Raw genomic sequence first — 22890 nt, 5'->3', positions numbered from 1 at the left:
CGCGATGACGTGTCGGCGATCCTGTTCGACGAGCCGCTGACGGTGATCGACCCGCACCTGAAGTGGAAACTGCGGCGCAAGCTCAAGCAGATTCACGAGCAGTTCAACATCACCATGGTCTACGTCACCCACGATCAGCTGGAGGCCTCGACCTTCGCCGACAAGATTGCGGTGATGTACGGCGGGCAGATCGTGCAGTTCGGCACGCCAAGGGAATTGTTCGAGCGCCCGAGCCACACCTTTGTCGGCTACTTCATTGGCAGTCCGGGGATGAACCTGATCGACGTGCAGCCGCAACCGGGTGGTGTCGGTTTCGCCTCGACGCACTTGCCGCTGTCCGAGGCGATGCAGCAGCGTATTGCTGAATCGGAGTGGAAAACCCTGAAGGTCGGCATTCGTCCGGAGTTCGTCCGTGTGTGGGACGAAGCGTTCGATGACGCGTTGCGGGCACAGGTCGTACACGTCGAAGACCTGGGCACCTACAAGATCATGAGCCTCGACCTCGATGGCGTCCCCCTTAAAGTGCGCCTGGCCGAAGACAAACCGGTGCCCCAGGGCACGGCCTACATCAGTTTTCCGGCGCAATGGCTGATGGTCTATGCCGACGAATTCCTCCTGGAAACCCAAGCCAACATTGAGGTGCAGCCATGAACAAGGTGCAGAACAACAAGGCCTGGTGGCTGGTGTTGCCGGTGTTCCTGCTGGTGGCGTTCAGTGCGGTGGTCCCGATGATGACCGTGGTCAACTATTCGGTGCAGGATATTTTCGACCAGTCCAGCCGCTATTTCGTCGGTGCCGACTGGTACAAACAGGTACTGCTCGACCCGAGGCTGCATGACTCGTTGCTGCGTCAGTTCATCTATTCGGCCTGTGTGCTACTGATCGAAATTCCGCTGGGCATCGCCATTGCCCTGACCATGCCGACCAAGGGCCGCTGGTCTTCGGTGGTGTTGATCGTGCTGGCTATCCCGCTGCTGATCCCGTGGAACGTGGTCGGCACCATCTGGCAGATCTTCGGTCGCGCCGATATCGGCCTGCTGGGGGCGAGTCTCAAGGCCATGGGCATCAGCTACAACTATGCGTCGAACACCATGGACGCCTGGGTTACGGTGCTGATCATGGATGTCTGGCACTGGACCTCGCTGGTGGCGCTGCTGTGCTTCTCCGGGTTGCGGGCGATTCCCGATGTGTATTACCAGGCGGCGCGTATCGACCGTGCCTCGGCCTGGGCGGTGTTCCGGCATATCCAGTTGCCCAAGCTCAAGAGTGTGCTGCTGATCGCGGTGATGCTGCGCTTCATGGACAGTTTCATGATCTACACCGAACCGTTCGTACTCACGGGCGGCGGTCCTGGCAATGCCACGACCTTCCTCAGTCAGACCCTGACCCAGATGGCCGTAGGGCAATTCGACCTGGGGCCGGCAGCGGCATTCTCGCTGGTGTACTTCCTGATCATCCTGTTGGTGTCCTGGCTGTTCTACACCGCCATGACTCACTCTGACGCCAACCGCTGAGGCCCGCGCCATGAGCAAAAGAAAGCTTATCCCCTTGCTGCTCTACATCCTGTTCCTGCTGGTGCCGATCTACTGGCTGCTGAACATGTCCTTCAAGAGCAACACCGAAATCCTCGGCGGCCTGACGCTTTTCCCACAAGATTTCACCCTGGCCAACTACAAGGTGATCTTCACCGACCCGAGCTGGTACACCGGCTACATCAACTCGGCGTACTACGTGAGCCTGAACACGATCATTTCCCTGACCGTGGCGCTACCGGCGGCCTATGCCTTCTCGCGCTATCGCTTTCTCGGTGACAAGCACCTGTTCTTCTGGCTGCTGACCAACCGCATGGCGCCACCGGCGGTGTTCCTGTTGCCGTTCTTCCAGCTGTATTCCTCGATCGGGCTGTTCGACACCCACATCGCCGTGGCCCTGGCCCACTGCCTGTTCAACGTGCCGCTGGCCGTTTGGATTCTCGAAGGCTTCATGTCCGGCGTGCCCAAGGAAATCGACGAAACCGCCTACATCGACGGCTACAGTTTTCCCAAGTTCTTCGTGAAGATTTTCATCCCGCTGATCGGCTCCGGCATTGGCGTGACGGCGTTCTTCTGCTTCATGTTTTCCTGGGTCGAACTGCTGCTGGCACGAACCCTCACTTCGGTGAATGCCAAACCGATCGCAGCGGTGATGACCCGCACGGTCTCGGCATCCGGCATCGACTGGGGCGTGCTGGCGGCGGCGGGGGTGTTGACCATCCTGCCGGGCATGCTGGTGATCTGGTTCGTGCGCAACCACGTGGCCAAGGGCTTTGCCCTGGGCCGGGTATGAGGAACTGATGATGGAATGGATGAGCTGGACCGCCCCCACGGCGGCATTCTTCAGCGTGATTGCCCTGATCCTGGTGGTCATGACCACTTGGGAATTACGTTCGCCGAGCATCCTTCGGCGTGGTTTTCTGCCGATTGCCACCACCCGTGGCGATCGCTTGTTTATCGGTCTTCTCGGCAGCGCCTACCTGCACTTGCTGGTAATCGGCGTCACCGACTGGAGCATCTGGGTCGCCTTCGCGTTGTCCCTGGTGTGGCTGTTGGCTGTGATGCGTTGGGGCTAGTCGAATCGCTCGGCAATGTTGCTCCGAAATCTAAACAGGAGGTCTTATGTTCGATAAAAACAATAAGCTGCGACATAGCATTTCATTGGCAGCCATGCTGGCACTCAGCGGTTTGAGCGCTTCGGCCTGGGCCGATGCCTACGAAGATGCCGCGAAGAAATGGATCGGCAGTGAATTCAAGCCATCCACGCTGACGGCCGAACAACAACTGGAAGAGCTGAAGTGGTTCATCAAGGCGGCGGAGCCATTTCGCGGGATGAACATCAAGGTGGTGTCGGAAACCATTGCCACCCACGAATACGAGTCCAAGGTGCTGGCCAAGGCCTTCACCGAGATCACCGGGATCAAGCTGACCCACGACCTGCTGCAGGAAGGCGACGTGGTGGAAAAGCTGCAGACCGTGATGCAATCGGACAAGAGCATCTATGACGGCTGGGTCAACGACTCGGATCTGATCGGCACGCACTTCCGCTACGGCAAAACCGAATCGATCACCGACCTGATGGCCAACGAGGGCAAGAACTTCACCTCGCCGACCCTCGACATCAAGGACTTCATCGGTATCTCGTTCACCACTGCGCCGGACGGCAAGATCTATCAGCTGCCTGACCAGCAGTTCGCCAACCTGTACTGGTTCCGCGCCGACTGGTTCGAGCGTCCGGAGCTGAAAGCCAGGTTCAAGGAAAAATACGGCTACGAGTTGGGCGTGCCGGTGAACTGGTCAGCCTATGAAGACATCGCCAAGTTCTTCAGCGAAGACGTCAAGGAAATCGACGGCAAGCGTGTCTACGGGCACATGGACTATGGCAAGAAAGACCCGTCCCTGGGCTGGCGTTTCACTGATGCCTGGTTCTCCATGGCCGGTGGCGGCGACAAGGGCATCCCCAACGGCTTGCCGGTGGACGAGTGGGGCATCCGCGTCGAGGACTGCCATCCGGTGGGCTCCAGCGTGACCCGCGGCGGCGATACCAACGGGCCGGCGGCGGTGTTCGCCACCACCAAGTATGTGGACTGGATGAAAAAGTACGCGCCACCGGAAGCGGCGGGCATGACTTTCTCCGAATCAGGTCCCGTGCCCTCCCAGGGCAACATCGCCCAGCAGATTTTCTGGTACACCGCGTTCACTGCCGACATGACCAAACCGGGCCTGCCGGTGATGAATGCCGACGGCACGCCGAAATGGCGCATGGCGCCGTCGCCGAAAGGTCCGTATTGGGAGGAGGGCATGAAACTCGGTTATCAGGACGCCGGCTCCTGGACGTTCATGAAGTCCACGCCTGAGAAGCAAAAACTCGCGGCCTGGCTCTATGCGCAGTTCGTGACCTCGAAAACCGTGTCGCTGAAGAAAACCATCGTCGGCCTGACGCCGATCCGCGAATCGGACATCAACTCGCAAGCCATGACCGACCTGGCGCCGAAACTCGGTGGCCTGGTGGAGTTCTACCGCAGCCCGGCCCGCGTGCAATGGACCCCGACCGGGACCAACGTGCCTGATTATCCTCGCCTCGCGCAGTTGTGGTGGAGCCACATCGCCGAAGCCGCCAGCGGCGAGAAAACCCCGCAACAGGCACTCGACGGCCTGGCCAAGGATCAGGACGCGATCATGACCCGCCTGGAACGCTCCAAGGCACAAGCCACCTGCGCCCCGAAAATGAACCCCGAGCGCGATGCGCAATACTGGTTCGACCAGCCGGGCGCACCGAAGCCGAAACTGGAAAACGAGAAGCCTAAGGGCGAAACCGTGAGCTACGCCGAACTGCTGAAATCGTGGGAGGCGGCGCGTAAGTAAAATGGTTGTAATTTGAAAGGCGAACGGCACCGGAAGGTGCCGTTTTTGTTTGTGTCGGGACCAAAAACGAACGCCCGCTTTTCTACAAAAAACTCTATTTAAGGGCTGTTGTAGGAAAAGGATATTTTCTTTTGGCGAAAATTCTGAATCATTCTTTTGACCCTGCCGTGAGGGTCGCGACGCTGATAGCGTCCGCCGCATTATTTCTGAACACCCTTCCAAAGCTAAGGATTTTGAAATGAATGCACCCTTGCAGCCCTTGTATACCAACGAAGTCTCTCCTGAATTTCTCTGCCTCCTGGACGACTCTCCCTTCACCGAGGAACAACTTGCAAGATTTGACGACGAAGACATGACGATCATCCATCAACAGCAGGCTTACGCTGAAGCACATCCCCCTTGCGCCATCTACCGTGTGGCAACCCAAGGCAGCCAAACCCGTGATGGCGGAGTAATCCAACAGGCAGTAGCGCCGCTCACGTTCACATTGGATAACGGTCAGAAAGTAACTGCGGCACAGAAAGGCGATTATGTCGTGTATGCCGATGGAGGTACGGCGCAGATCGTCACGGGCGCGGGACAAGGGAATAACGATTTAGCGCTGGTTGGCAGCCGTCTTTGCAATGGCGACGAAATCATCAACACATTGCAAGGGGGTTACCTGTTCGTTGTGCGTGAAGGTGTATCGATGGCCGAGGATTTTTTGCCCTCTATTGAGGGAGCAGAAACCAATGAGTAAGGGATATTTCATTGGCCTGGACGACAAGACCACCTGTGGCGGCAAGGTCCTGGATGGCGATACCCGGATCATGATGTATGGCATCGCCCATGCTCGCGATGGTGATCGAGTCACCTGTGGCCAGGACGGCAAGATTTACAAAATCGTCGGTGGCATTTCGCACATGATCAGTCATGGCAAAGCCATGGCTGGCACGCTGGATAGCCATAGTGGTTGCCCCTGTAAAGCCCGACTGATTCCCTCGGTGTTCACTGCGACCTATCAAAACGAGACACGCCCCGCGCCGCGTGCGACCAGCGGCGTCGGCTCACTGGCGCCCCAAACTGATAACAGGTTTGCATCGAGACAGCAGGTGGCTGATCCGAAACCTGCAACGAAGGCCACGGCCTTTCTCGTCGATCCAGCTTCCTGCAATCATCCGGACCGAATGGAAGAACTGGCTTGGTACATCGCCAACGAGATGAACCGCAACATCACGCACCCTTCGGTTCTGAAAATGAAGGAGCTGAACAGCTACAGCCCGGAGGCTGAAACAAATAAATATATGGAAATCCCGTTTTATCTGCGACTCGGCCATCAACCCAACTTCCACAGCATCGCCCTTGTCAAGCGAGCCGAGGCGTTTGCGCTGTGGACAGAGCGCGTTGGGCAGAATCGGCCTTGGGATCATAAGCCGAAGATAAAAGTTAATTTTGGGGGCGATGTTCGTCACAAGCAGGGAAAGTATGACTATTTTTACGATATTTGGTCGAATATTCATTACGGATATATAGGAATGGCTGCGGGTTTTTCGGAACAGGTGTTATTGGATGGTGCAGGTGCTGAGCAGATCATTTCCGACACGGTACGTAAGCTTCAAGATTGGGAAAATAGGCCCGGACCTCATCGCTCAGAGGACATAGAGGGATTAAGGGCGTGGGATGACATACCGGACAGGAAGTCCATTGCTATTGGCGTCAACCTCTTCATCACTTATTCAACCGGTGGAGTCAGCGCCAAGACTATTATGGATGAAGTGCTTGCGGGTGATCCGTCTGATTGGGGGAAAGGTATAAGTGTCCACAAATGCGGATAAAAGGTGCCGTTTTTATCTCAAACGCAGACTGCTAACACTATTGCTACTGATATATCTTGTCTGGTATGTCGCTGTCCCGAGGGTCAAAGTCTATTTCTCAGATGATGGAAGTGGTAAATTAGAATTTGTTCTAAATACTCAGAACGATATCTTTAGAGGGGAGATCTTTCCCGGCGAATCTACAGGAGGACCTGGTCATCTTTTTTTCGATGGTGATTTCTTTATGCGGCTTGACTGGACTGCCTCAAATAAAAGTCATTGTATAATGATAAATCCTAGCTGGCCGACGACCAATATCTACATTGCAGCAGATGGAGCTCTCGACAAAAGCTCTAGCAGCGGAACAGATTTAGAGCAATTAGATAAATGCCCTTAGTCAGCGGGATGCGCAGTGTTGGTTTGACCAGCCGGGTGCGCCGAAGCCGAAACTGGCGGACGAGAAGCCCAAAGGGGAGACCGTGAGCTACGCCGAAGTGCTGAAATCGTGGGAGGCGGCGCGTAAACGGCTGAGGCTGTGAAAGGCGAACGGCACCGAAATGTGCCGTTTTATTGGCGGCTGTTTTATCGCCTTCGCGAGCAGGCTCGATCCCACAAGTAATTGAAGGCGCTCCCAGTTGCGTTTAAAAGAGAATCACTGTGCGATATTGGTATTTTTTCAAATTTTTCCAATGAGCAAGAGTCAATACTTATATAGCCCTATGTCCAAAAAACATAGAAATTAAATATAGAAACCAGCCAGTGCAAAGACTGTATATTATTGTTCTCATGTATATTTTTGAGTAAGGTCGGTTCTTGTAGTGTGCTATAGATATTGCTAACAAGCCTATTGATAACAAAGTCAGGATCAGTATGGGGATGATCATTTCCATTTTAGTGAATTCGTACCATACTACTGGGCTACCCTTCATGAGATAGGGGAATGCTATGTGCTGGTTATAAATTGATTTGGCTGAGATCAAGGTGAAAGTGAAAGCAGTAGTGCTGAGTATTAAAGTTAATCGCCAGCGTGGTGCTTTTTTTGTAATTATGGGGTGCGCTTTTTTTCTACACGAATAGCAATTTCCGTGTTTGATTCTGGATGTTCCTGTGTTGTTTGGCGCGTGGCAGCTGTTACATCTATTTGTTTTTGACTTCATTGATCAATGTTGTCCATTCGTCATTATTTCAGCCAATCCACTAGCGTCCGAAGTGGTCGTACAGCTGTGGCGAGGGAGTTTGCTCTCGCCGTCCGGTCAGCGCTCGGGAGAAGTAGGCGCCAAAAACTTCAGTCTGCTGCTGTTTTCCGAGCACACCGGCCTCACCGGGATTGGGACTTCTGCGTAGTCCAGCGGAAGCGAGGTCCCTCGCCACAGACGTGTGTTGTTGACGCTTTTTGGCCGTGGACTCAAAGCCCTCGACCAACTCAGACATAACACTTCGCTTCATTGTCTACACCTGAAAGCCGGCCACTAGCTTAGAAGCAACTGCGCCGGTTGTATGTCAGTTGCATCCGGTCTCCTTGCAGGCACTTTCCGAGAAAGGGGAGAGCAATCCCCCAAACGCAAAAACGGCACCCGAAGGTGCCGTTTCTGTTTGCTACCGAGAGTCGCCTAAGCGATCAACCCACCAGGCCCGACTGCTGAACCAGGTTCAACAACGGTTGTGGGTACAGGCCGAGGAAGAAGGCCAATACCGCGATGGCCAGCAGCATCACGCCACCTGCGCGTTGTTCCCAGTGCAACTGGGCGTCGACGCGACGCAGGTTCGGTTCGATCAGGTACAGGGTGACCATCACACGCAGGTAGTAGAACACGCCGATGGCGCTGCCCAGTACCAGGGAGCCGACCAGCCACCACTGATGGGACTCGACACCGGTGGCGATGATGTAGAACTTGCCGATGAAGCCCGCGGTCAGCGGGATACCGGCCAGGGACAGCATCATCACGGTCAGCACAGCGGTCAGGTACGGACGGCGCCAGAACAGGCCGCGGTATTCGTACAGGGCGTCTGCGTCACGGCCTTTGTACGGCGAGGACATCAGGGTGATCACGCCGAAGGCGCCAAGGCTGGTGATCACGTAGGTGACCAGGTACACGCCGATGGCTTCCACGGCCAGGCCCTTGCTCGCCACCAGGGCGATCAGCAGGTAGCCGAAGTGGGCGATGGACGAGTAACCCAGCAGACGCTTGAGGTTGCTCTGGGTCAGGGCCAGCAGGTTACCGAACAGGATCGACGCGATGGCGATGATGGTCAGTACGTTGCTCAGCACGCCACTGCTCGCCGCTGGCGAGATCTGGAATAGACGCACCATCACCGCGAACACGGCCACTTTCGAAGCGGTAGCGAGGAACGCGGCAACCGGTGCCGGAGCACCTTCGTAGACGTCCGGAGTCCAGAGGTGGAAAGGTACCAGCGACAGCTTGAACGCCAGGCCGATCAGCATCATGCCCAGGCCCAATTGAGCCAGCGAGCTTGGCAGGCCGGTGGCCGCCAGGGCCTGGCCGATACCGACAAAGCTCAGGGAACCGGCGTCAGCGTAGAGCAGGGCCATACCGAACAACAGGAACGCCGAACCGGCCGCCGACAGCACCATGTACTTGATACCGGCTTCCAGCGAGCGCTTGTTGAAGAAGGCATAAGCCACCAGACCGTAGACCGGTACCGAGAGCAGTTCCAGACCGACGAACAATCCGGCCAGGTGCTGCGCGCTGACCAACACCAGGCCGCCGGCGGCGGCCATCAGGATCAGCAGGTAAAGTTCTTCACGGTTGCCCGGGTAACCCGTACCGCCATCGCCGAGGTAGGCGTGGGCGAGGGTCACACAAGCGAGGGTGGCGACCAGGATCAGCGCCATGTACAAGCAAGCGAAGCTATCGATTTGCAGCAGTGGGGTCACAGCCAATGGCGCGACCTTCAAGGCTGGCAGGATCGACAGCAACGCCAGGTTCAGACCCGCCACCGACAGCAGGAAGGTCTGGGAGTGGTTGCGGCGCCAGGCAATTGCCAGCATCACCACGATGATCGTGGCGCTGGTAATCAACAGCGGCGCTAGCGCGATAAAGTGTTGAGTCGTGAATTCCATAGCGCTCTTACCGGGCCGAAGCGAGTTGAGTGAAGGCGGTGCCGAGCCACTGCTGCACGCCATGCATCGTAGCGGCAGAGGTATCGAGGAACGGTTGTGGGTACACGCCGATGTAAATCAGCAGTGCGGCCAGACCGACCACCATGATCATTTCGCGACCGTCCATGCCATGCAGCACCGCGTCCGATTTCGACGGGCCGAAGTAGGCACGGTGGATCATGATCAGCGAGTAGACCGAACCGAACACCAGGCCGGACGTCGCGATGATGGTGACCCATGGAGCGATCGGGAAGGTGCCGATCAGGATCAGGAACTCACCGACGAAGTTACCGGTCGCCGGCAAGCCCAGGGACGCGGCGGCGAAGAACAGGCTGAGGGCCGGCAGGTAGGCGATTTTCGACCACAGGCCACCCATTTCACGCATGTCGCGGGTGTGGGTGCGTTCGTACAGCTGACCACTCAGGATAAAGAGTGCCGCCGCCGACAGGCCGTGCGCCAGCATCTGCATCACCGCACCCTGCAGCGCCAGTTGGCTGCCGGAGTAGATGCCGATCAGTACGAAGCCCATGTGGGAAACGGACGAGAAGGCAATCAGGCGCTTGATGTCGGTTTGCGCGAACGCCAGGAACGCACCGTAGAAGATCCCGATCAGACCCAGGGCCATGGCGAACGGCGCAAACTCGGCCGAGGCATTCGGGAACAGCGGCAGGGCGAAACGCAGCAGGCCGTAGGCCGCGGTTTTCAGCAAGATACCGGCGAGGTCGACGGAACCTGCAGTTGGCGCCTGGGCGTGAGCGTCAGGCAACCAGGAGTGGAACGGCACCACGGGCAGCTTCACCGCGAAGGCGATGAAGAAACCGAGCATCAGGATGTACTCGGTGGTCGTCGACATCCTGGTTTTCAACAAATCGGCGTAGTTGAAAGTAATCACGCCGGTGTCGTTGAAGTTGACCAGTACCAGACCCAGGATCGCCACCAGCATGATCAGGCCGGAAGCCTGAGTGAAGATGAAGAACTTGGTCGCCGCGTAGATCCGGGTTTTCTTGCCGTCCGAAGAACTGTGACCCCAGAGCGCGATGAGGAAGTACATCGGCACCAGCATCATTTCCCAGAAGAAGAAGAACATGAACAGGTCGAGGGCGAGGAACACGCCGACGACACCACCCAGGATCCACATCAGGTTCAGGTGGAAGAAGCCCACGTGACGCTGGATCTCTTTCCACGAGCAGAGAACCGAGAGGACACCCAGCAGGCCGGTCAGCATGATCATCAACAGCGACAGGCCGTCGAGGGCCAGGTGCACGTTGATGCCGAAGCGCTGGATCCAGACGTGCTTGAACTCAAGCGCCCAGGTCGGATCGGCGCCTGGCTTTGGTGCAAATGAATAGTCACCGTTGGCCCACAGCCAGAGGCCGAGGGAGAGCAGCAGGGACATGGTGATCAGCGCAATCCAGCGCGGGAGGGTGGCGCCGAAGCGCTCACCCATCCAGCACAGCAGGCCGCCGATGAAGGGGATCAGGATTAGCCAAGGCAGAATCATGACGGGTTCGTTTCCTTTCGCAAATTCGCAAGGTTCATATCAGACCGCTACCAGCACGACGGCGCCAATGACCAGCACGGCACCAGCAGCCATCGAGGCGGCATACCAACGCAGTTGACCGGTCTCGGTACGGCTCAGGGCGGTGTGACCGCCTTTGGCCATGCGCGGGATCAGACCGATGGTCTGGTCGAGCGGGTCTTTGCGCAGGATATGGTTGATCGCCAGGTAAGGCTTGACGAACAGTTTGTCGTAGATCCAGTCGAAGCCCCAGGCAGCGAACCACCAGGCCGAGAGGACACGGCCGATGCCGCTGTTGGCGATGGCGGTGACGAAGCGACGCTTGCCGAGGAACAGCAGCGCGGCCAGCAGGATACCGGACAGGGCGATGGCGCCCGAAGCGATTTCCAGGCTGTGCTTGGCTTCGCCGCCGGCATGGCCGACGCTTTCCGGCAGTACACCGTGCAGCGGTGGAACGATCATCGCGCCGATGGCGGTGGACAATACGATCAGCACCGACAGTGGCAGCCAGTGGGCAATGCCGTGACCGGCGTGGGCTTCGGTCTTCACTTCACCGTGGAACGCGATGAAGATCAGGCGGAAGGTGTAGAGCGAAGTCATGAACGCGCCGACCAGACCTGCATATAGCAGGCCGTTGTTGCCGCTGGCGAACGCTTCCCAGAGGATTTCGTCCTTGGAGTAGAAGCCTGCGGTCACCAGAGGCAGTGCCGCCAGGGCCGCGCCGCCGACGATGAAACTGGCGTAGGCCAGTGGCAGTTTCTTCCACAGACCGCCCATCTTGAAGATGTTCTGCTCGTGGTGGCAGGCAACGATCACCGAACCGGACGCAAGGAACAGCAGGGCCTTGAAGAAGGCGTGGGTCATCAGGTGGAAGATCGCGCCGTCCCAGGCACCGACGCCCAGGGCCAGGAACATGTAGCCGATCTGGCTCATGGTCGAGTAGGCGAGGATACGCTTGATGTCGGTCTGAACCAGGGCTGCAAAACCAGCCAGGACCAGGGTCACGCCACCGACTATTCCTACCAGATGCAGGATTTCCGGCGCCAGGGTGAACAGGCCGTGGGTACGGGCAATCAGGTAGACGCCAGCGGTCACCATGGTTGCGGCGTGGATCAGTGCCGAAACCGGGGTAGGGCCGGCCATCGCATCCGCCAGCCAGGTTTGCAGCGGCAGTTGCGCCGATTTACCGACAGCGCCGCCCAGCAGCATCAGGGTAGCCATGACCATCCAGAAATCGCCGGACTGGAATTTCTGCGGAGCCAGCACCAGCAGTTCCTGGATGTTCAGGGTGCCCAGTTGGGCAAACAGAATGAACAGGCCGATGGCCATGAACACGTCGCCGATACGGGTCACGATGAAGGCCTTGAGTGCGGCGTTACCGTTATTGCGGTTGCTGTAGTAGAAACCGATCAACAGGTACGAGCACAGGCCCACGCCTTCCCAACCGAAGTACACGAACAGCAGGTTATCGGCCAGGACCAGGAACAGCATGCTGGCGATAAACAGGTTGGTGTAGGCGAAGAAGCGCGAGTAACCGTCTTCACCGCGCATGTACCAGGAGGCGAACAGGTGGATCAGGAAGCCCACGCCGACGACCACACCGAGCATGGTCACGGACAGGCCGTCCAGGTGCAGGGCGAAGTTCGGCGTGAAGCCTTCCACCGCCATCCATTGCCACAGAACCTGGGTGTAGTGACCACCTTCCGGCGGGGCGACGTTGAATTGCCAGATCACATAGGACGCGACGATCGCAGACAGGCCAATGGAGCCGACGCCGATCAGCGCCGAGAGGTTTTCCGAGAGACGGCCGCGAGAAAACGCCAGCAGCACAAAACCGATCAGAGGGAACAGGAAAGTCAGATAGAGAAGGTTCATCCGCGCATCTCACTGGCAGCGTCGATATCGAGCGTGTGGAAGCGGCGATACAGTTGCAGCAGGATCGCCAGGCCAATACTGGCCTCGGCCGCTGCCAGGCTGATCACCAGGATGAACATGATCTGTCCATCCGGCTGCGCCCAGCGGCTACCGGCAACGATGAACGCCAAAGCGGAGGCATTCATCATGACCTCCAGGCTCATCAGCACGAAGAGGATGTTGCGGCGGACCATCAGGCCGACCAGACCGAGGCAGAACAGGATGCCGGCGACCGCCAGACCATGCTCCATAGGGATAGCAGGCATCGTCATTGCTCCTTGGCTTCGTTGCGGCCCAAGTGGAACGCCGTGACGGCTGCGGCGAGCAGCAGCATCGAGGCGAGTTCGACCACCAGCAGGTAAGGACCGAACAGACTGATGCCCACGGCCTTGGCGTCTACGGTGGTGTGGCCGATGGCTTCACCGGTCTGGTGGGAGAACAGCACGTACAGCAGTTCCACCAGCAGCAGCGCGGCGAGGAGGACCGGGCCGCCCCAAATGCCGGGCTTGAGCCAGACGCGCTCTTGCTGAACCGAGGCCGGGCCCAGGTTCAACATCATCACCACGAACACGAACAGCACCATGATGGCGCCAGCGTAGGCGATCACTTCCAGGACACCGGCAAACGGTGCGCCGAGGACGAAGAACGTCATCGCCACGGCGATCAGCGAAATGATCAGGTAGAGCAGGGCGTGCACAGGGTTGGTGTTGGTGATCACGCGAAGCGTGGACACCACAGCGATACCCGATGCGAAATAGAAAGCGAATTCCATCTTTCTTCCTTAAGGCAGCAAGCTCTTCACGTTGATCGGTTCGGCTTCATTCTGCGCGGAGCCTTTCGGCTTCCCGGCAATCGCCATACCTGCAACACGATAGAAGTTGTAATCAGGGTTTTTGCCGGGGCCGGAGATCAGCAGATCTTCTTTCTCGTAAACCAGGTCCTGACGTTTGAACTCGGCCATTTCGAAATCCGGTGTCAGCTGGATCGCGGTGGTCGGGCAGGCTTCCTCGCAGAGGCCGCAGAAAATGCAGCGCGAGAAGTTGATGCGGAAGAAGTCCGGGTACCAGCGACCGTCTTCGGTTTCAGCTTTCTGCAGCGAGATGCAACCGACCGGGCACGCCACGGCGCACAGGTTGCACGCAACACAACGCTCTTCACCGTCGGGGTCGCGGGTCAGGACGATACGTCCACGGTAGCGCGGCGGCAGGTAGACCGGTTCTTCCGGGTACTGCAGCGTGTCGCGCTTGCGGAAGGCGTGGCCGAAAATCATCACCAGGCTGCGAAGCTGGGTGTAGAAGCCATGCACGATGTCAAATATGTACTTCATGATTCTATCCTCACTGAGCCGCGACGGCGGGCGTGTTGAGCAACACGATCGCAGCGGTCACCAGCATGTTGACGAGGGTCAGCGGCAAGCAGAACTTCCAGCTGAAATCCATCACTTGGTCATACCGTGGGCGCGGAATCGAGGCGCGCAGCAGGATGAAGAACATGATGAAGAACGCGGTTTTCAACGCGAACCAGATGAACGGGATCTGCGGCAGGATGCCGAACGGACCGTGCCAGCCACCGAAGAACAAGGTCACCAGCAGCGCCGAAATCAACACGATGCCGATGTACTCGCCGACGAAGAACATGCCCCATTTCATGCCGGCGTATTCAATGTGGTAACCGTCGGCCAGTTCCTGCTCCGCTTCCGGCTGGTCGAACGGGTGACGGTGAGTCACGGCGACGCCAGCGATGAAGAAGGTCAGGAAACCGAAGATCTGCGGAATGACGAACCACAGGTTCTGCGCCTGGTATTCGACGATGTCACGCATGTTGAACGAGCCAACCTGGATCACGATGCCCATCAGCGACAGGCCCATGAACACTTCGTACGACACGGTTTGCGCCGAGGCCCGCAAGCTGCCCAACAGGGCGAACTTGTTGTTGCTCGACCAACCGGCGAACAGCACCGCGTAGACCGACAGACCGGCCATGGCGAAGAAGAACAGGATGCCGATGTTGATATCCGCGACACCCCAGGTCGGGGTGATCGGGATGATCGCGAAGGCAATCAGCAAGGCGCTCATGGCCACGACCGGCGCCAAAGTGAAGATCACTTTGTCGGCGAACGGCGGGGTCCAGTCTTCCTTGAAGAACATCTTGATCATGTCGGCCGCGATCTGGAACGCGCCGAACGGACCGACGCGGTTCGGACCGTAACGGTCCTGCCAGAGGGCGAGCAGACGACGCTCGACCCAGCTCAGCAGGGCGCCGCAGACCACTACGGCGAGCAGAATCACCACGGCCTTGAGGACTGCGATGATGATGTCGATCACTTCAGGAGTGAACAAGGTCATTGAGCTGCCTCCTGCAGACCGTCAACGGATTGGCCAAAGATGGCTGGCGGAATGCCGGCGATGCCCGCAGGCAGTGCCACCAGACCAGCACCCAGCTCTTCATTGATGCGCAGCGGCAGACGCAGGGTCTGGCCGGCCACGTTCAAGCTCAGCATGGCGCCATCATTGACACCCAGGCGGTCGGCTTCGGACTTGGCCAGTGCGACGTAGGCGGCCGGGATGCGTTCCTGAACCGGAGCGGCTTTCGAAGAGTTCTCTTCGCTGCCGAACAGGTGGAAGAACGGCACAACCTGCCAGGTGCCCTGGGCCGGGTTGAACGCGCGCGGAACGCTGGCGAACCAGTTCAGCGAGTCACCGCTGGTTTCGATCAGGCGGGTGCCCGGGTCACCAGCGCGGATGTGACCACCGACTTCGTCCTGGAACTTGTTCCAGGCTTGCGGCGAGTTCCAGCCCGGAGACCAGGCGAACGGCACTTGCTGACGCGGTTCGGCGGAACCCGAGTAACCTTCCATGGAGAAGGCGAACGCGGTGTCCTTGTCCTGCGGGGTACGCGGTTCGTGCACGTTGATGTCGGCACGCATGGCGGTACGACCAGAGTAACGCAACGGTTCGCGGGCCAATTTCATGCCCTTGATGCGGAACGCGGCGGACGGTGCGGCATCAACAATGCGGTTCAGGATCGAGGTGCTGGAAGCGACGGCGGCGGTGGCGTGGTCCAGTTGGGTCCAGTCGATCGGCTGGTTCAGCAGGGTCGCGCGCAGGGCATGCAGCCAGCGCCAGCCTTCATGAACCAGGATGCTCGCATCCATGTACTTCGGATCGAAGACCTGGAAGAAGCGCTGGGCGCGACCTTCCTGGCTGACCAGGGTACCGTCGCCTTCAGCGAAGCTGGCGGCGGGCAGAACCAGGTGCGCGCGATCGCTGGTGGCAGTCTTCTGATGGTCGGCGACGATCAGCACTTTGGCGGCGGTCAGTGCAGCATCGACCTTGGCCTTGTCGGTACGGGTGTACAGATCGTTTTCCAGCACGACGATGGCGTCGGCCTTACCGTCGATAACGGCTTGCAGCGCGGCATCGACCGATTCGCCACCGAGCATGGCCAGGCCGAGGCTGTTGGCCTCTGGCACGATCAGGCTGATGGAACCGTTCTTCTCGCGCAGCTTCAGAGCTTTGGCGATGTTCGCGGCGGCTTCGATCAAGGCTTTGGAGCCCAGGGAAGTACCGGCGATGATCAGTGGACGCTTGGCTGCGAGCAGGGCGTCGGCGATGCGCTTGGCCAGTTCGAGGGCTTCAGCGTCCAGGCCTTCAACGGCTGGAGCGCTGGCGTCGAGGGCGTGAGCCACGGCGAAACCGATGCGGGCCAGGTCGTCTGGAGCGGCGTGAACACATTCTTCGGCGATGTCGTCGAGCTTGGTTTCAGCCAGGCTTGCGATGAACAGCGGGTTCAGCGCGTGCTGACCGATGTTCTTCACCGCGGCGTCGAGCCAAGGCTGGACGCGCATGGCGTCGGCCATGTCTTCGGCCTTGCCCTTGACCGATTGACGCAGGGACAGGGCCATGCGTGCAGCAGTCTGGGTCAGGTCTTCACCAAGGACGAACACGGCGTCGTGGTCTTCGATGTCACGCATGTTCGGTACTGGCAGCGGGCTGTCTTTCAGCACTTGCAGGACCAGGCGGATTCGCTCCAGCTCGGCAGCTTCGATGCCCGAGTAGAAGTGCTCGGCGCCCACCAGTTCGCGCAACGCATAGTTGCTTTCGAGGCTGGCGCGTGGCGAACCGATACCGACGATGTTGCGACCGCGCAGCAGGTCAGCGGCTTTGTCCAGCGCTTCGTCGAGGCTCAGCTTGGCGCCGTTGGCCAGCAGCGGCTGACGCGGGCGGTCTTCGCGGTTGACGTAGCCATAGCCGAAACGGCCACGGTCGCACAGGAAGTACTGGTTCACCGAACCGTTGAAACGGTTTTCGATGCGACGCAGTTCGCCGTAACGCTCGCCCGGGGAGATGTTGCAGCCGCTGGAGCAGCCATGGCAGATACTCGGCGAGAACTGCATGTCCCACTTGCGGTTGTAGCGCTCGGAGTGAGTCTTGTCGGTGAACACACCGGTCGGGCAGACCTCGGTGAGGTTGCCGGAGAACTCGCTTTCCAGGGTGCCGTCTTCAACGCGACCGAAGTACACGTTGTCGTGGGCGCCGAATACGCCGAGGTCGGTGCCGCCAGCGTAATCCTTATAGAAGCGCACGCAGCGGTAGCAAGCGATGCAGCGGTTCATTTCGTGGGAAATGAACGGGCCCAGTTGCTGGTTCTGGTGGGTACGCTTGGTGAAGCGGTAACGGCGCTCGTTGTGGCCGGTCATGACCGTCATGTCTTGCAGGTGGCAGTGACCGCCTTCCTCACAGACCGGGCAGTCGTGAGGGTGGTTGGTCATCAGCCATTCAACAACACTGGCGCGGAATGCCTTGGACTCTTCATCTTCGATGGAGATCCAGGTGCCATCGGTGGCAGGGGTCATGCAGGACATGACGATACGACCACGGGTGTCGTTTTCGTCGGTGTACTGCTTGACCGCGCACTGGCGGCAAGCGCCAACGCTGCCAAGGGCAGGGTGCCAGCAGAAATACGGAATATCGAGGCCTAGCGACAGACATGCCTGTAACAGGTTGTCTGCCCCATCGACTTCGAGCTCTTTGCCGTCTACGTGGATAGTGGCCATGGTTCAAAGTTCTTCGTTGGCCCGGTGTCAGCGGGCGTGGCTAATGGAATCTTGTTATCCGCGTGAATCAACACAGCCGTTAAAGGCGTCATCACACGAAAAGCGAAGGGCACGGACCCTTCGCCTTTTTTAAGCGTTTACGCGCCGACCAGGATCGGCCTTGCCAGAGGCGGGACGGTGGCGCTGACAGGCGCGATACCGGCTTCGAACTCTGGACGGAAGTATTTGATTGCGCTGCCCAACGGCTCCACGGCACCCGGTGCGTGAGCACAGAAGGTCTTGCCCGGGCCGAGGAAACCGACCAGACCCAGCAGGGTCTCGATGTCGCCTGGCTGGCCTTCGCCGTTCTCGATGGCCATCAGCAGCTTGACGCTCCATGGCAAGCCATCGCGGCAAGGGGTGCAGAAGCCACAGGATTCGCGAGCGAAGAACTGCTCCATGTTGCGCAGCAGGGACACCATGTTGACGCTGTCGTCCACCGCCATGGCCAGGCCGGTACCCATGCGGGTGCCGACTTTGGCGATGCCGCCGGCGTACATTTGTGCGTCCAGGTGTTCCGGCAACAGGAAGCCGGTACCGGCGCCGCCAGGCTGCCAGCACTTGAGCTTGTAACCGTCGCGCATGCCGCCGGCGTAGTCTTCGAACAGCTCGCGTGCGGTGACGCCGAACGGCAGTTCCCACAGGCCCGGATTCTTGACCTTGCCGGAGAAGCCCATGAGCTTGGTGCCCATGTCTTCGCTGCCTTCACGGGCCAACGATTTGTACCAGTCCACGCCGTCGGCAATGATCGCCGGCACGTTGCACAGGGTCTCGACGTTGTTCACGCAGGTCGGCTTGCCCCACACGCCAACGGCGGCAGGGAAGGGCGGCTTGGAGCGCGGGTTGGCGCGGCGGCCTTCGAGGGAGTTGATCAGTGCGGTTTCTTCACCGCAGATGTAACGCCCGGCGCCGGTGTGGACGAACAGCTCGAAGTCGAAGCCGCTGCCCAGGATGTTCTTGCCCAACAGGCCAGCTGCCTTGGCTTCTTCTACGGCACGGTTCAGGTGCTTGGCGGCGGTGGTGTATTCGCCACGCAGGAAGATGTAGCCACGGTAGGTTTTCAGGGCGCGGGCACTGATCAGCATGCCTTCGATCAGCAGATGGGGCAGTTGCTCCATCAGCATGCGGTCTTTCCAGGTGTTCGGCTCCATTTCATCCGCGTTGCACAGCAGGTAGCGGATGTTGATGGATTCGTCCTTGGGCATCAGGCCCCACTTAACGCCAGTGGGGAAGCCTGCACCGCCGCGACCCTTGAGGCCGGAATCTTTCACGGTCTGGACGATGTCGTCCTGGCCCATGTCGGCGAAGGCCTTGCGCGCAGCGGCGTAACCGTTCTTGGCCTGGTACTCGTCGAGCCAGACGGCTTCGCCGTCGTCACGCAAACGCCAGGTGAGCGGGTGAGTCTCGGCCGAACGCTTGATGCGGTTGGCAGGACCGAAGGAAGTCAGGGTCATACATAGCCCTCGAGCAATTTGGTAACGCCTGCTGGCTGCACATCACCGAAAGTGTCGTCGTCGATCATCAACGCCGGCGCCTTGTCGCAGTTGCCGAGGCAGCAGACCGGCAGCAGGGTGAAACGACCGTCGGCGGTGGTCTGACCCAGGCCGATGCCCAGCTTGCTCTGGATTTCGCTGACCACGGACTCGTGGCCGCCGATGTAGCAGACCATGCTGTCGCAGACGCGAATGATGTGACGGCCCACTGGCTGACGGAAGATCTGGCTATAGAACGTCGCCACGCCTTCAACGTCGCTGGCCGGGATGCCGAGGATCTCGCCAATGGCGTACAGGGCGCCGTCCGGCACCCAGCCGCGTTCCTTCTGAACGATCTTCAGGGCTTCGATCGACGCCGCGCGCGGGTCTTCGTAGTGATGCAGCTCGTGCTCGATGGCCGAGCGCTCGGTTTCACTCAAGGTGAAACGGTCTGTCTGGATAAGCGTGCTATTCATGCTTAGCGGTCCACGTCGGCCATAACGAAATCGATACTACCCAGGTACGCAATCAAATCCGCGACCATGCTGCCTTTGATCACCGAAGGGATCTGCTGCAAGTGCGGGAAGCTTGGGGTACGAATCCGGGTGCGGTAGCTCATGGTGCCGCCATCGCTCGTCAGGTAATAACTGTTGATGCCCTTGGTCGCTTCGATCATCTGGAAGGATTCGTTGGCCGGCATGACCGGGCCCCACGAAACCTGCAGGAAGTGCGTGATCAAGGTTTCGATGTGCTGCAGGGTGCGCTCTTTCGGCGGCGGCGTGGTCAGCGGGTGATCCGCCTTGTACGGGCCTTCCGGCATGTTGCGCAGGCACTGGTCGATGATCCTGATGCTCTGGCGCATCTCCTCGACACGCACGATGCAGCGGTCGTAGGCATCGCCATTGGCGGCCAGCGGCACTTCGAACTCGAAATTCTCGTAGCCCGAGTACGGACGCGCTTTACGCAGGTCGAAGTCGCAACCGGTCGAACGCAGGCCGGCACCGGTGACACCCCATTCCAGGGCTTCTTTGGTGTTGTAGTCGGCGACGCCGATGGTCCGGCCACGCAGGATGCTGTTGTCCAGTGCGGCTTTCTGGTATTCGTCCAGACGCTTGGGCATCCACTCGACGAAATCCTTGACCAGTTTTTCCCAGCCGCGCGGCAGGTCGTGGGCGACGCCACCGATGCGGTACCAGGCCGGGTGCAGGCGGAAACCGGTAATGGCTTCGATCACCGTGTACGCGCGCTGACGGTCGGTGAAAGTGAAGAACACCGGGGTCATGGCGCCGACGTCCTGGATGTAGGTACCCAGGAACAGCAGGTGACTGGTGATCCGGAAGAACTCGGCCATCATGATGCGGATGACGTCGACCTTCTCCGGCACCTTGATACCGGCCAGCTTCTCGACCGACAGCACGTATGGCAGGTTGTTCATCACGCCGCCGAGGTAGTCGATACGGTCGGTGTACGGAATGAAACTGTGCCAGGACTGGCGCTCGGCCATCTTCTCGGCACCACGGTGGTGGTAACCGACGTCCGGTACGCAGTCGACGATCTCTTCACCGTCCAGCTGCAGGATGATGCGGAACGCACCGTGCGCGGACGGGTGGTTCGGGCCGAGGTTGAGGAACATGTAGTCCTCGTTCGGACCGGAACGCTTCATGCCCCAGTCTTCCGGCTTGAAGCGCGCGGACTCTTCCTCGAGCTGCTGCTTGGCCAGGTCCAGGGTGAACGGGTCGAACTCGGTGGCACGGGCCGGGAAGTCCTTGCGCAGCGGGTGACCTTCCCAGGTCGGCGGCATCATGATGCGCGACAGGTGAGGGTGGCCGGTGAAGTGGATGCCGAACATGTCCCAGACTTCACGTTCGTACCAGTTGGCGTTCGGCCAGATGCTGGTGATGGAAGGCAGGTTGAGGTCGTTCTCGGACAAGGCGACCTTGATCATCACGTCACTATTACGTTCGATCGACATCAGGTGATAGAACACGGAGAAGTCGACGCCGTTCGGCAACCCTTGACGCTTGGTGCGCAGACGCTCGTCCACGCCGTGCAGGTCATAAAGCATGACGTACGGCTTGGGCAGGTTACGCAGGAAGGTCAGGACTTCGACGAGTTTGGCGCGGGCAACCCAAAGCACCGGCATGCCGGTGCGGGTAGCCTGGGCGGTGAACGCCTCCGGGCCAAAACGGTTGTTCAGTTCGACGACCACATCCTGGTCGTCTGCCTTGTAAGGCGGGATGTACAGAGCACTGCCTGTAGTCATGGTTATTTTATCGCTTTCGGTCAACGTAAAGAATGAAGCCAGGTTCTCGTTCCATGGAAAGAGGCAGATCTGGATCAGACTTCGTCGGGGCTGCGCAGGTTGGTTACCTGAATACGCTGTTCGCGGCGCTTTTCCTTTTCGGAAGGCATCTCGGCGCGGTATACGCCTTGATCGCCAACGACCCAGGAAAGTGGACGACGCTCCTGGCCAATCGACTCCTGCAACAGCATCAAGCCTTGCAGGAAAGCTTCAGGGCGGGGCGGGCAGCCAGGCACGTAGACGTCCACGGGCAGGAACTTGTCCACCCCTTGAACGACGGAGTAGATGTCGTACATGCCACCGGAGTTGGCGCACGAACCCATGGAGATGACCCATTTAGGCTCGAGCATTTGCTCGTAGAGACGCTGAATGATCGGCGCCATCTTGATGAAGCAAGTACCGGCGATAACCATGAAATCCGCCTGGCGCGGCGATGCCCGGATAACTTCGGCGCCAAAGCGCGCGATGTCGTGGGGCGCCGTGAAGGCGGTGGTCATTTCCACGTAGCAGCACGAAAGACCGAAGTTATACGGCCACAGGGAGTTCTTGCGCCCCCAGTTGATCGTGCCGTTAAGCACGTCTTCGAGCTTGCCCATGAAAATGTTTTTGTGGACTTGATCTTCTAACGGATCGGAAACGGTTTCCCGCTGGCCAATCGGATACTGCTCGTTAGGAGCATCGGGGTCGATCCTGGTGAGATTGTATTGCATTGCCAAAGCCTCATTGTTTCAGCTTCGCTTGCCGCTTGCGCCGAGCTTCCGGAGCCCAGTCAAGGGCGCCCACTCGGAATAGGTAGACAAGGCCTGCCAACAGAATTGCTATGAAAACGAGAGCTTCGACGAATCCGGTCCAGCCGCTTTCGCGGACGGACACAGACCAGGCAAAGAGAAAGAGGGCTTCGATATCGAAGATCACGAAGAGCATCGCGACCAGATAGAATTTGGCTGAGAGCCGCAAGCGGGCGCCACCTGTAGGTAGCATGCCGGACTCGAACGGTTCGTTTTTGCTGCGGCCCCAGGCTTTTGACCCGAGGAGGCTGGAAACACCGAGCATGAAGGCGCAGAGGCCGACAACGCCTAGAAGGAAAATGGCAAAGCCCCAGTTGTGGGCCATGAGTCCTGTCGCTTCGGGCATGCTGGTAATCCTTAACAGAGAGCAAAGGTCTCTGAGCTTGAAAAGAAACAAAAGCAGTGACGATATGTCGCAGCAATCAATCCAGCTGATTTTATGGCTAAACACCCGGCAAGTAAAATTCCTATGGCGAAATTTATTATAGG

Annotated in this window: 20 protein-coding genes; 7 read left to right on the top strand and 13 right to left on the bottom strand. The window is 58.9% G+C overall.

The window, feature by feature from the left end; genetic code table 11:
• The 7 genes from AC1DU9_RS21705 to AC1DU9_RS21675 all read left to right on the top strand — a co-directional run.
• Positions 1-651 (top strand): ABC transporter ATP-binding protein (locus AC1DU9_RS21705; protein WP_477810779.1); only part of this gene is annotated, 651 nt, incomplete at its 5' end.
• Positions 648-1514 carry a carbohydrate ABC transporter permease gene (locus AC1DU9_RS21700; RefSeq protein ID WP_223461538.1) on the top strand — a complete coding sequence of 289 codons (867 nt, stop codon included), beginning with the start codon at positions 648-650 and terminating at the stop codon, positions 1512-1514. The genes AC1DU9_RS21705 and AC1DU9_RS21700, both read left to right, overlap by 4 nt.
• Before the next feature lie 10 nt (positions 1515-1524).
• Positions 1525-2325 carry a carbohydrate ABC transporter permease gene (locus AC1DU9_RS21695; protein WP_110662253.1) on the top strand — a complete coding sequence of 267 codons (801 nt, stop codon included), beginning with the start codon at positions 1525-1527 and terminating at the stop codon, positions 2323-2325.
• Positions 2326-2335: 10 nt separating this feature from the next.
• Positions 2336-2608: a DUF2160 domain-containing protein gene (locus AC1DU9_RS21690; RefSeq protein WP_110662252.1), complete on the top strand. Its 273-nt coding sequence runs from the start codon at positions 2336-2338 to the stop codon at positions 2606-2608.
• 46 nt (positions 2609-2654) lie between these two features.
• Positions 2655-4397: an ABC transporter substrate-binding protein gene (locus tag AC1DU9_RS21685; RefSeq protein ID WP_477810778.1), complete on the top strand. Its 1743-nt coding sequence runs from the start codon at positions 2655-2657 to the stop codon at positions 4395-4397.
• Between the two features lie 238 nt (positions 4398-4635).
• On the top strand, positions 4636-5136 hold the full coding sequence (locus AC1DU9_RS21680; RefSeq protein ID WP_223461542.1) for a hypothetical protein: 501 nt from the start codon (positions 4636-4638) through the stop codon (positions 5134-5136).
• Entirely contained in the window at positions 5129-6211 is a 1083-nt protein-coding gene (locus AC1DU9_RS21675; protein ID WP_223461543.1) for a polymorphic toxin type 44 domain-containing protein, read from the top strand. The genes AC1DU9_RS21680 and AC1DU9_RS21675 overlap by 8 nt, the downstream gene beginning before the upstream one ends.
• 1597 nt (positions 6212-7808) lie before the next feature.
• Here the strand turns inward: AC1DU9_RS21675 and nuoN are convergent.
• From nuoN to AC1DU9_RS21610, 13 genes are all read right to left on the bottom strand, one after another.
• On the bottom strand, positions 7809-9272 hold the full coding sequence (gene nuoN, locus AC1DU9_RS21670; RefSeq protein WP_223461545.1) for an NADH-quinone oxidoreductase subunit NuoN: 1464 nt from the start codon (positions 9270-9272) through the stop codon (positions 7809-7811).
• A 7-nt stretch (positions 9273-9279) separates the two neighbouring features.
• A complete protein-coding gene (gene nuoM, locus AC1DU9_RS21665) occupies positions 9280-10812 on the bottom strand; it encodes an NADH-quinone oxidoreductase subunit M (RefSeq protein WP_223461547.1) in 1533 nt (510 codons plus the stop codon).
• A gap of 39 nt (positions 10813-10851) precedes the next feature.
• Positions 10852-12705 carry an NADH-quinone oxidoreductase subunit L gene (gene nuoL, locus AC1DU9_RS21660; RefSeq protein ID WP_223461548.1) on the bottom strand — a complete coding sequence of 618 codons (1854 nt, stop codon included), beginning with the start codon at positions 12703-12705 and terminating at the stop codon, positions 10852-10854.
• Positions 12702-13010, bottom strand: a complete 309-nt coding sequence (gene nuoK / locus AC1DU9_RS21655; RefSeq protein WP_007946416.1) for an NADH-quinone oxidoreductase subunit NuoK — start codon at positions 13008-13010, stop codon at positions 12702-12704. Before nuoK ends, nuoL begins: the two co-directional genes overlap by 4 nt.
• 2 nt (positions 13011-13012) lie before the next feature.
• Positions 13013-13516: an NADH-quinone oxidoreductase subunit J gene (gene nuoJ, locus AC1DU9_RS21650; protein ID WP_218430476.1), complete on the bottom strand. Its 504-nt coding sequence runs from the start codon at positions 13514-13516 to the stop codon at positions 13013-13015.
• A 9-nt stretch (positions 13517-13525) separates the two neighbouring features.
• Positions 13526-14071, bottom strand: coding sequence for an NADH-quinone oxidoreductase subunit NuoI (nuoI, locus tag AC1DU9_RS21645; protein ID WP_007970449.1), 546 nt, complete (start codon positions 14069-14071; stop codon positions 13526-13528).
• A gap of 10 nt (positions 14072-14081) precedes the next feature.
• Positions 14082-15089, bottom strand: coding sequence for an NADH-quinone oxidoreductase subunit NuoH (nuoH, locus tag AC1DU9_RS21640; protein ID WP_046037838.1), 1008 nt, complete (start codon positions 15087-15089; stop codon positions 14082-14084).
• The gene (nuoG, locus tag AC1DU9_RS21635) at positions 15086-17800 is read right to left on the bottom strand and encodes an NADH-quinone oxidoreductase subunit NuoG (RefSeq protein ID WP_223461553.1); all 2715 of its coding nucleotides are present in this window, start codon (positions 17798-17800) and stop codon (positions 15086-15088) included. The genes nuoH and nuoG overlap by 4 nt, the downstream gene beginning before the upstream one ends.
• Positions 17801-17937: 137 nt before the next feature.
• A complete protein-coding gene (gene nuoF / locus AC1DU9_RS21630) occupies positions 17938-19293 on the bottom strand; it encodes an NADH-quinone oxidoreductase subunit NuoF (protein ID WP_223461555.1) in 1356 nt (451 codons plus the stop codon).
• Entirely contained in the window at positions 19290-19787 is a 498-nt protein-coding gene (gene nuoE, locus AC1DU9_RS21625) for an NADH-quinone oxidoreductase subunit NuoE (RefSeq protein WP_477810777.1), read from the bottom strand. The genes nuoF and nuoE overlap by 4 nt, the downstream gene beginning before the upstream one ends.
• A gap of 2 nt (positions 19788-19789) precedes the next feature.
• Positions 19790-21574, bottom strand: coding sequence for an NADH-quinone oxidoreductase subunit C/D (nuoC, locus tag AC1DU9_RS21620; protein WP_477810776.1), 1785 nt, complete (start codon positions 21572-21574; stop codon positions 19790-19792).
• Positions 21575-21648: 74 nt separating this feature from the next.
• Positions 21649-22323, bottom strand: coding sequence for a NuoB/complex I 20 kDa subunit family protein (locus AC1DU9_RS21615; protein WP_007970441.1), 675 nt, complete (start codon positions 22321-22323; stop codon positions 21649-21651).
• Positions 22324-22333: 10 nt separating this feature from the next.
• Positions 22334-22747: an NADH-quinone oxidoreductase subunit A gene (locus AC1DU9_RS21610; RefSeq protein WP_003223812.1), complete on the bottom strand. Its 414-nt coding sequence runs from the start codon at positions 22745-22747 to the stop codon at positions 22334-22336.
• Positions 22748-22890: the final 143 nt, after the last annotated feature.

This window comes from Pseudomonas sp. P4_C1 (assembly GCF_056402155.1).
This window is presented reverse-complemented; position numbering and strand designations above follow the sequence as displayed.

What these genes read in the sequence shown, in the direction of transcription:
- nuoI (WP_007970449.1), bottom strand. Translation starts at nt 14,071, where the DNA reads ATGAAGTACATATTTGACATCGTGCATGGCTTCTACACCCAGCTTCGC.
- nuoL (WP_223461548.1), bottom strand. Translation starts at nt 12,705, where the DNA reads ATGAACCTTCTCTATCTGACTTTCCTGTTCCCTCTGATCGGTTTTGTG.
- nuoC (WP_477810776.1), bottom strand. Translation starts at nt 21,574, where the DNA reads ATGACTACAGGCAGTGCTCTGTACATCCCGCCTTACAAGGCAGACGAC.
- AC1DU9_RS21695 (WP_110662253.1), top strand. Translation starts at nt 1,525, where the DNA reads ATGAGCAAAAGAAAGCTTATCCCCTTGCTGCTCTACATCCTGTTCCTG.
- AC1DU9_RS21685 (WP_477810778.1), top strand. Translation starts at nt 2,655, where the DNA reads ATGTTCGATAAAAACAATAAGCTGCGACATAGCATTTCATTGGCAGCC.
- AC1DU9_RS21610 (WP_003223812.1), bottom strand. Translation starts at nt 22,747, where the DNA reads ATGCCCGAAGCGACAGGACTCATGGCCCACAACTGGGGCTTTGCCATT.
- nuoG (WP_223461553.1), bottom strand. Translation starts at nt 17,800, where the DNA reads ATGGCCACTATCCACGTAGACGGCAAAGAGCTCGAAGTCGATGGGGCA.
- nuoN (WP_223461545.1), bottom strand. Translation starts at nt 9,272, where the DNA reads ATGGAATTCACGACTCAACACTTTATCGCGCTAGCGCCGCTGTTGATT.
- nuoM (WP_223461547.1), bottom strand. Translation starts at nt 10,812, where the DNA reads ATGATTCTGCCTTGGCTAATCCTGATCCCCTTCATCGGCGGCCTGCTG.
- AC1DU9_RS21700 (WP_223461538.1), top strand. Translation starts at nt 648, where the DNA reads ATGAACAAGGTGCAGAACAACAAGGCCTGGTGGCTGGTGTTGCCGGTG.
- nuoF (WP_223461555.1), bottom strand. Translation starts at nt 19,293, where the DNA reads ATGACCCTGACTTCCTTCGGTCCTGCCAACCGCATCAAGCGTTCGGCC.
- nuoK (WP_007946416.1), bottom strand. Translation starts at nt 13,010, where the DNA reads ATGCCTGCTATCCCTATGGAGCATGGTCTGGCGGTCGCCGGCATCCTG.
- nuoJ (WP_218430476.1), bottom strand. Translation starts at nt 13,516, where the DNA reads ATGGAATTCGCTTTCTATTTCGCATCGGGTATCGCTGTGGTGTCCACG.
- AC1DU9_RS21675 (WP_223461543.1), top strand. Translation starts at nt 5,129, where the DNA reads ATGAGTAAGGGATATTTCATTGGCCTGGACGACAAGACCACCTGTGGC.
- AC1DU9_RS21615 (WP_007970441.1), bottom strand. Translation starts at nt 22,323, where the DNA reads ATGCAATACAATCTCACCAGGATCGACCCCGATGCTCCTAACGAGCAG.
- AC1DU9_RS21680 (WP_223461542.1), top strand. Translation starts at nt 4,636, where the DNA reads ATGAATGCACCCTTGCAGCCCTTGTATACCAACGAAGTCTCTCCTGAA.
- nuoE (WP_477810777.1), bottom strand. Translation starts at nt 19,787, where the DNA reads ATGAATAGCACGCTTATCCAGACAGACCGTTTCACCTTGAGTGAAACC.
- nuoH (WP_046037838.1), bottom strand. Translation starts at nt 15,089, where the DNA reads ATGACCTTGTTCACTCCTGAAGTGATCGACATCATCATCGCAGTCCTC.
- AC1DU9_RS21690 (WP_110662252.1), top strand. Translation starts at nt 2,336, where the DNA reads ATGGAATGGATGAGCTGGACCGCCCCCACGGCGGCATTCTTCAGCGTG.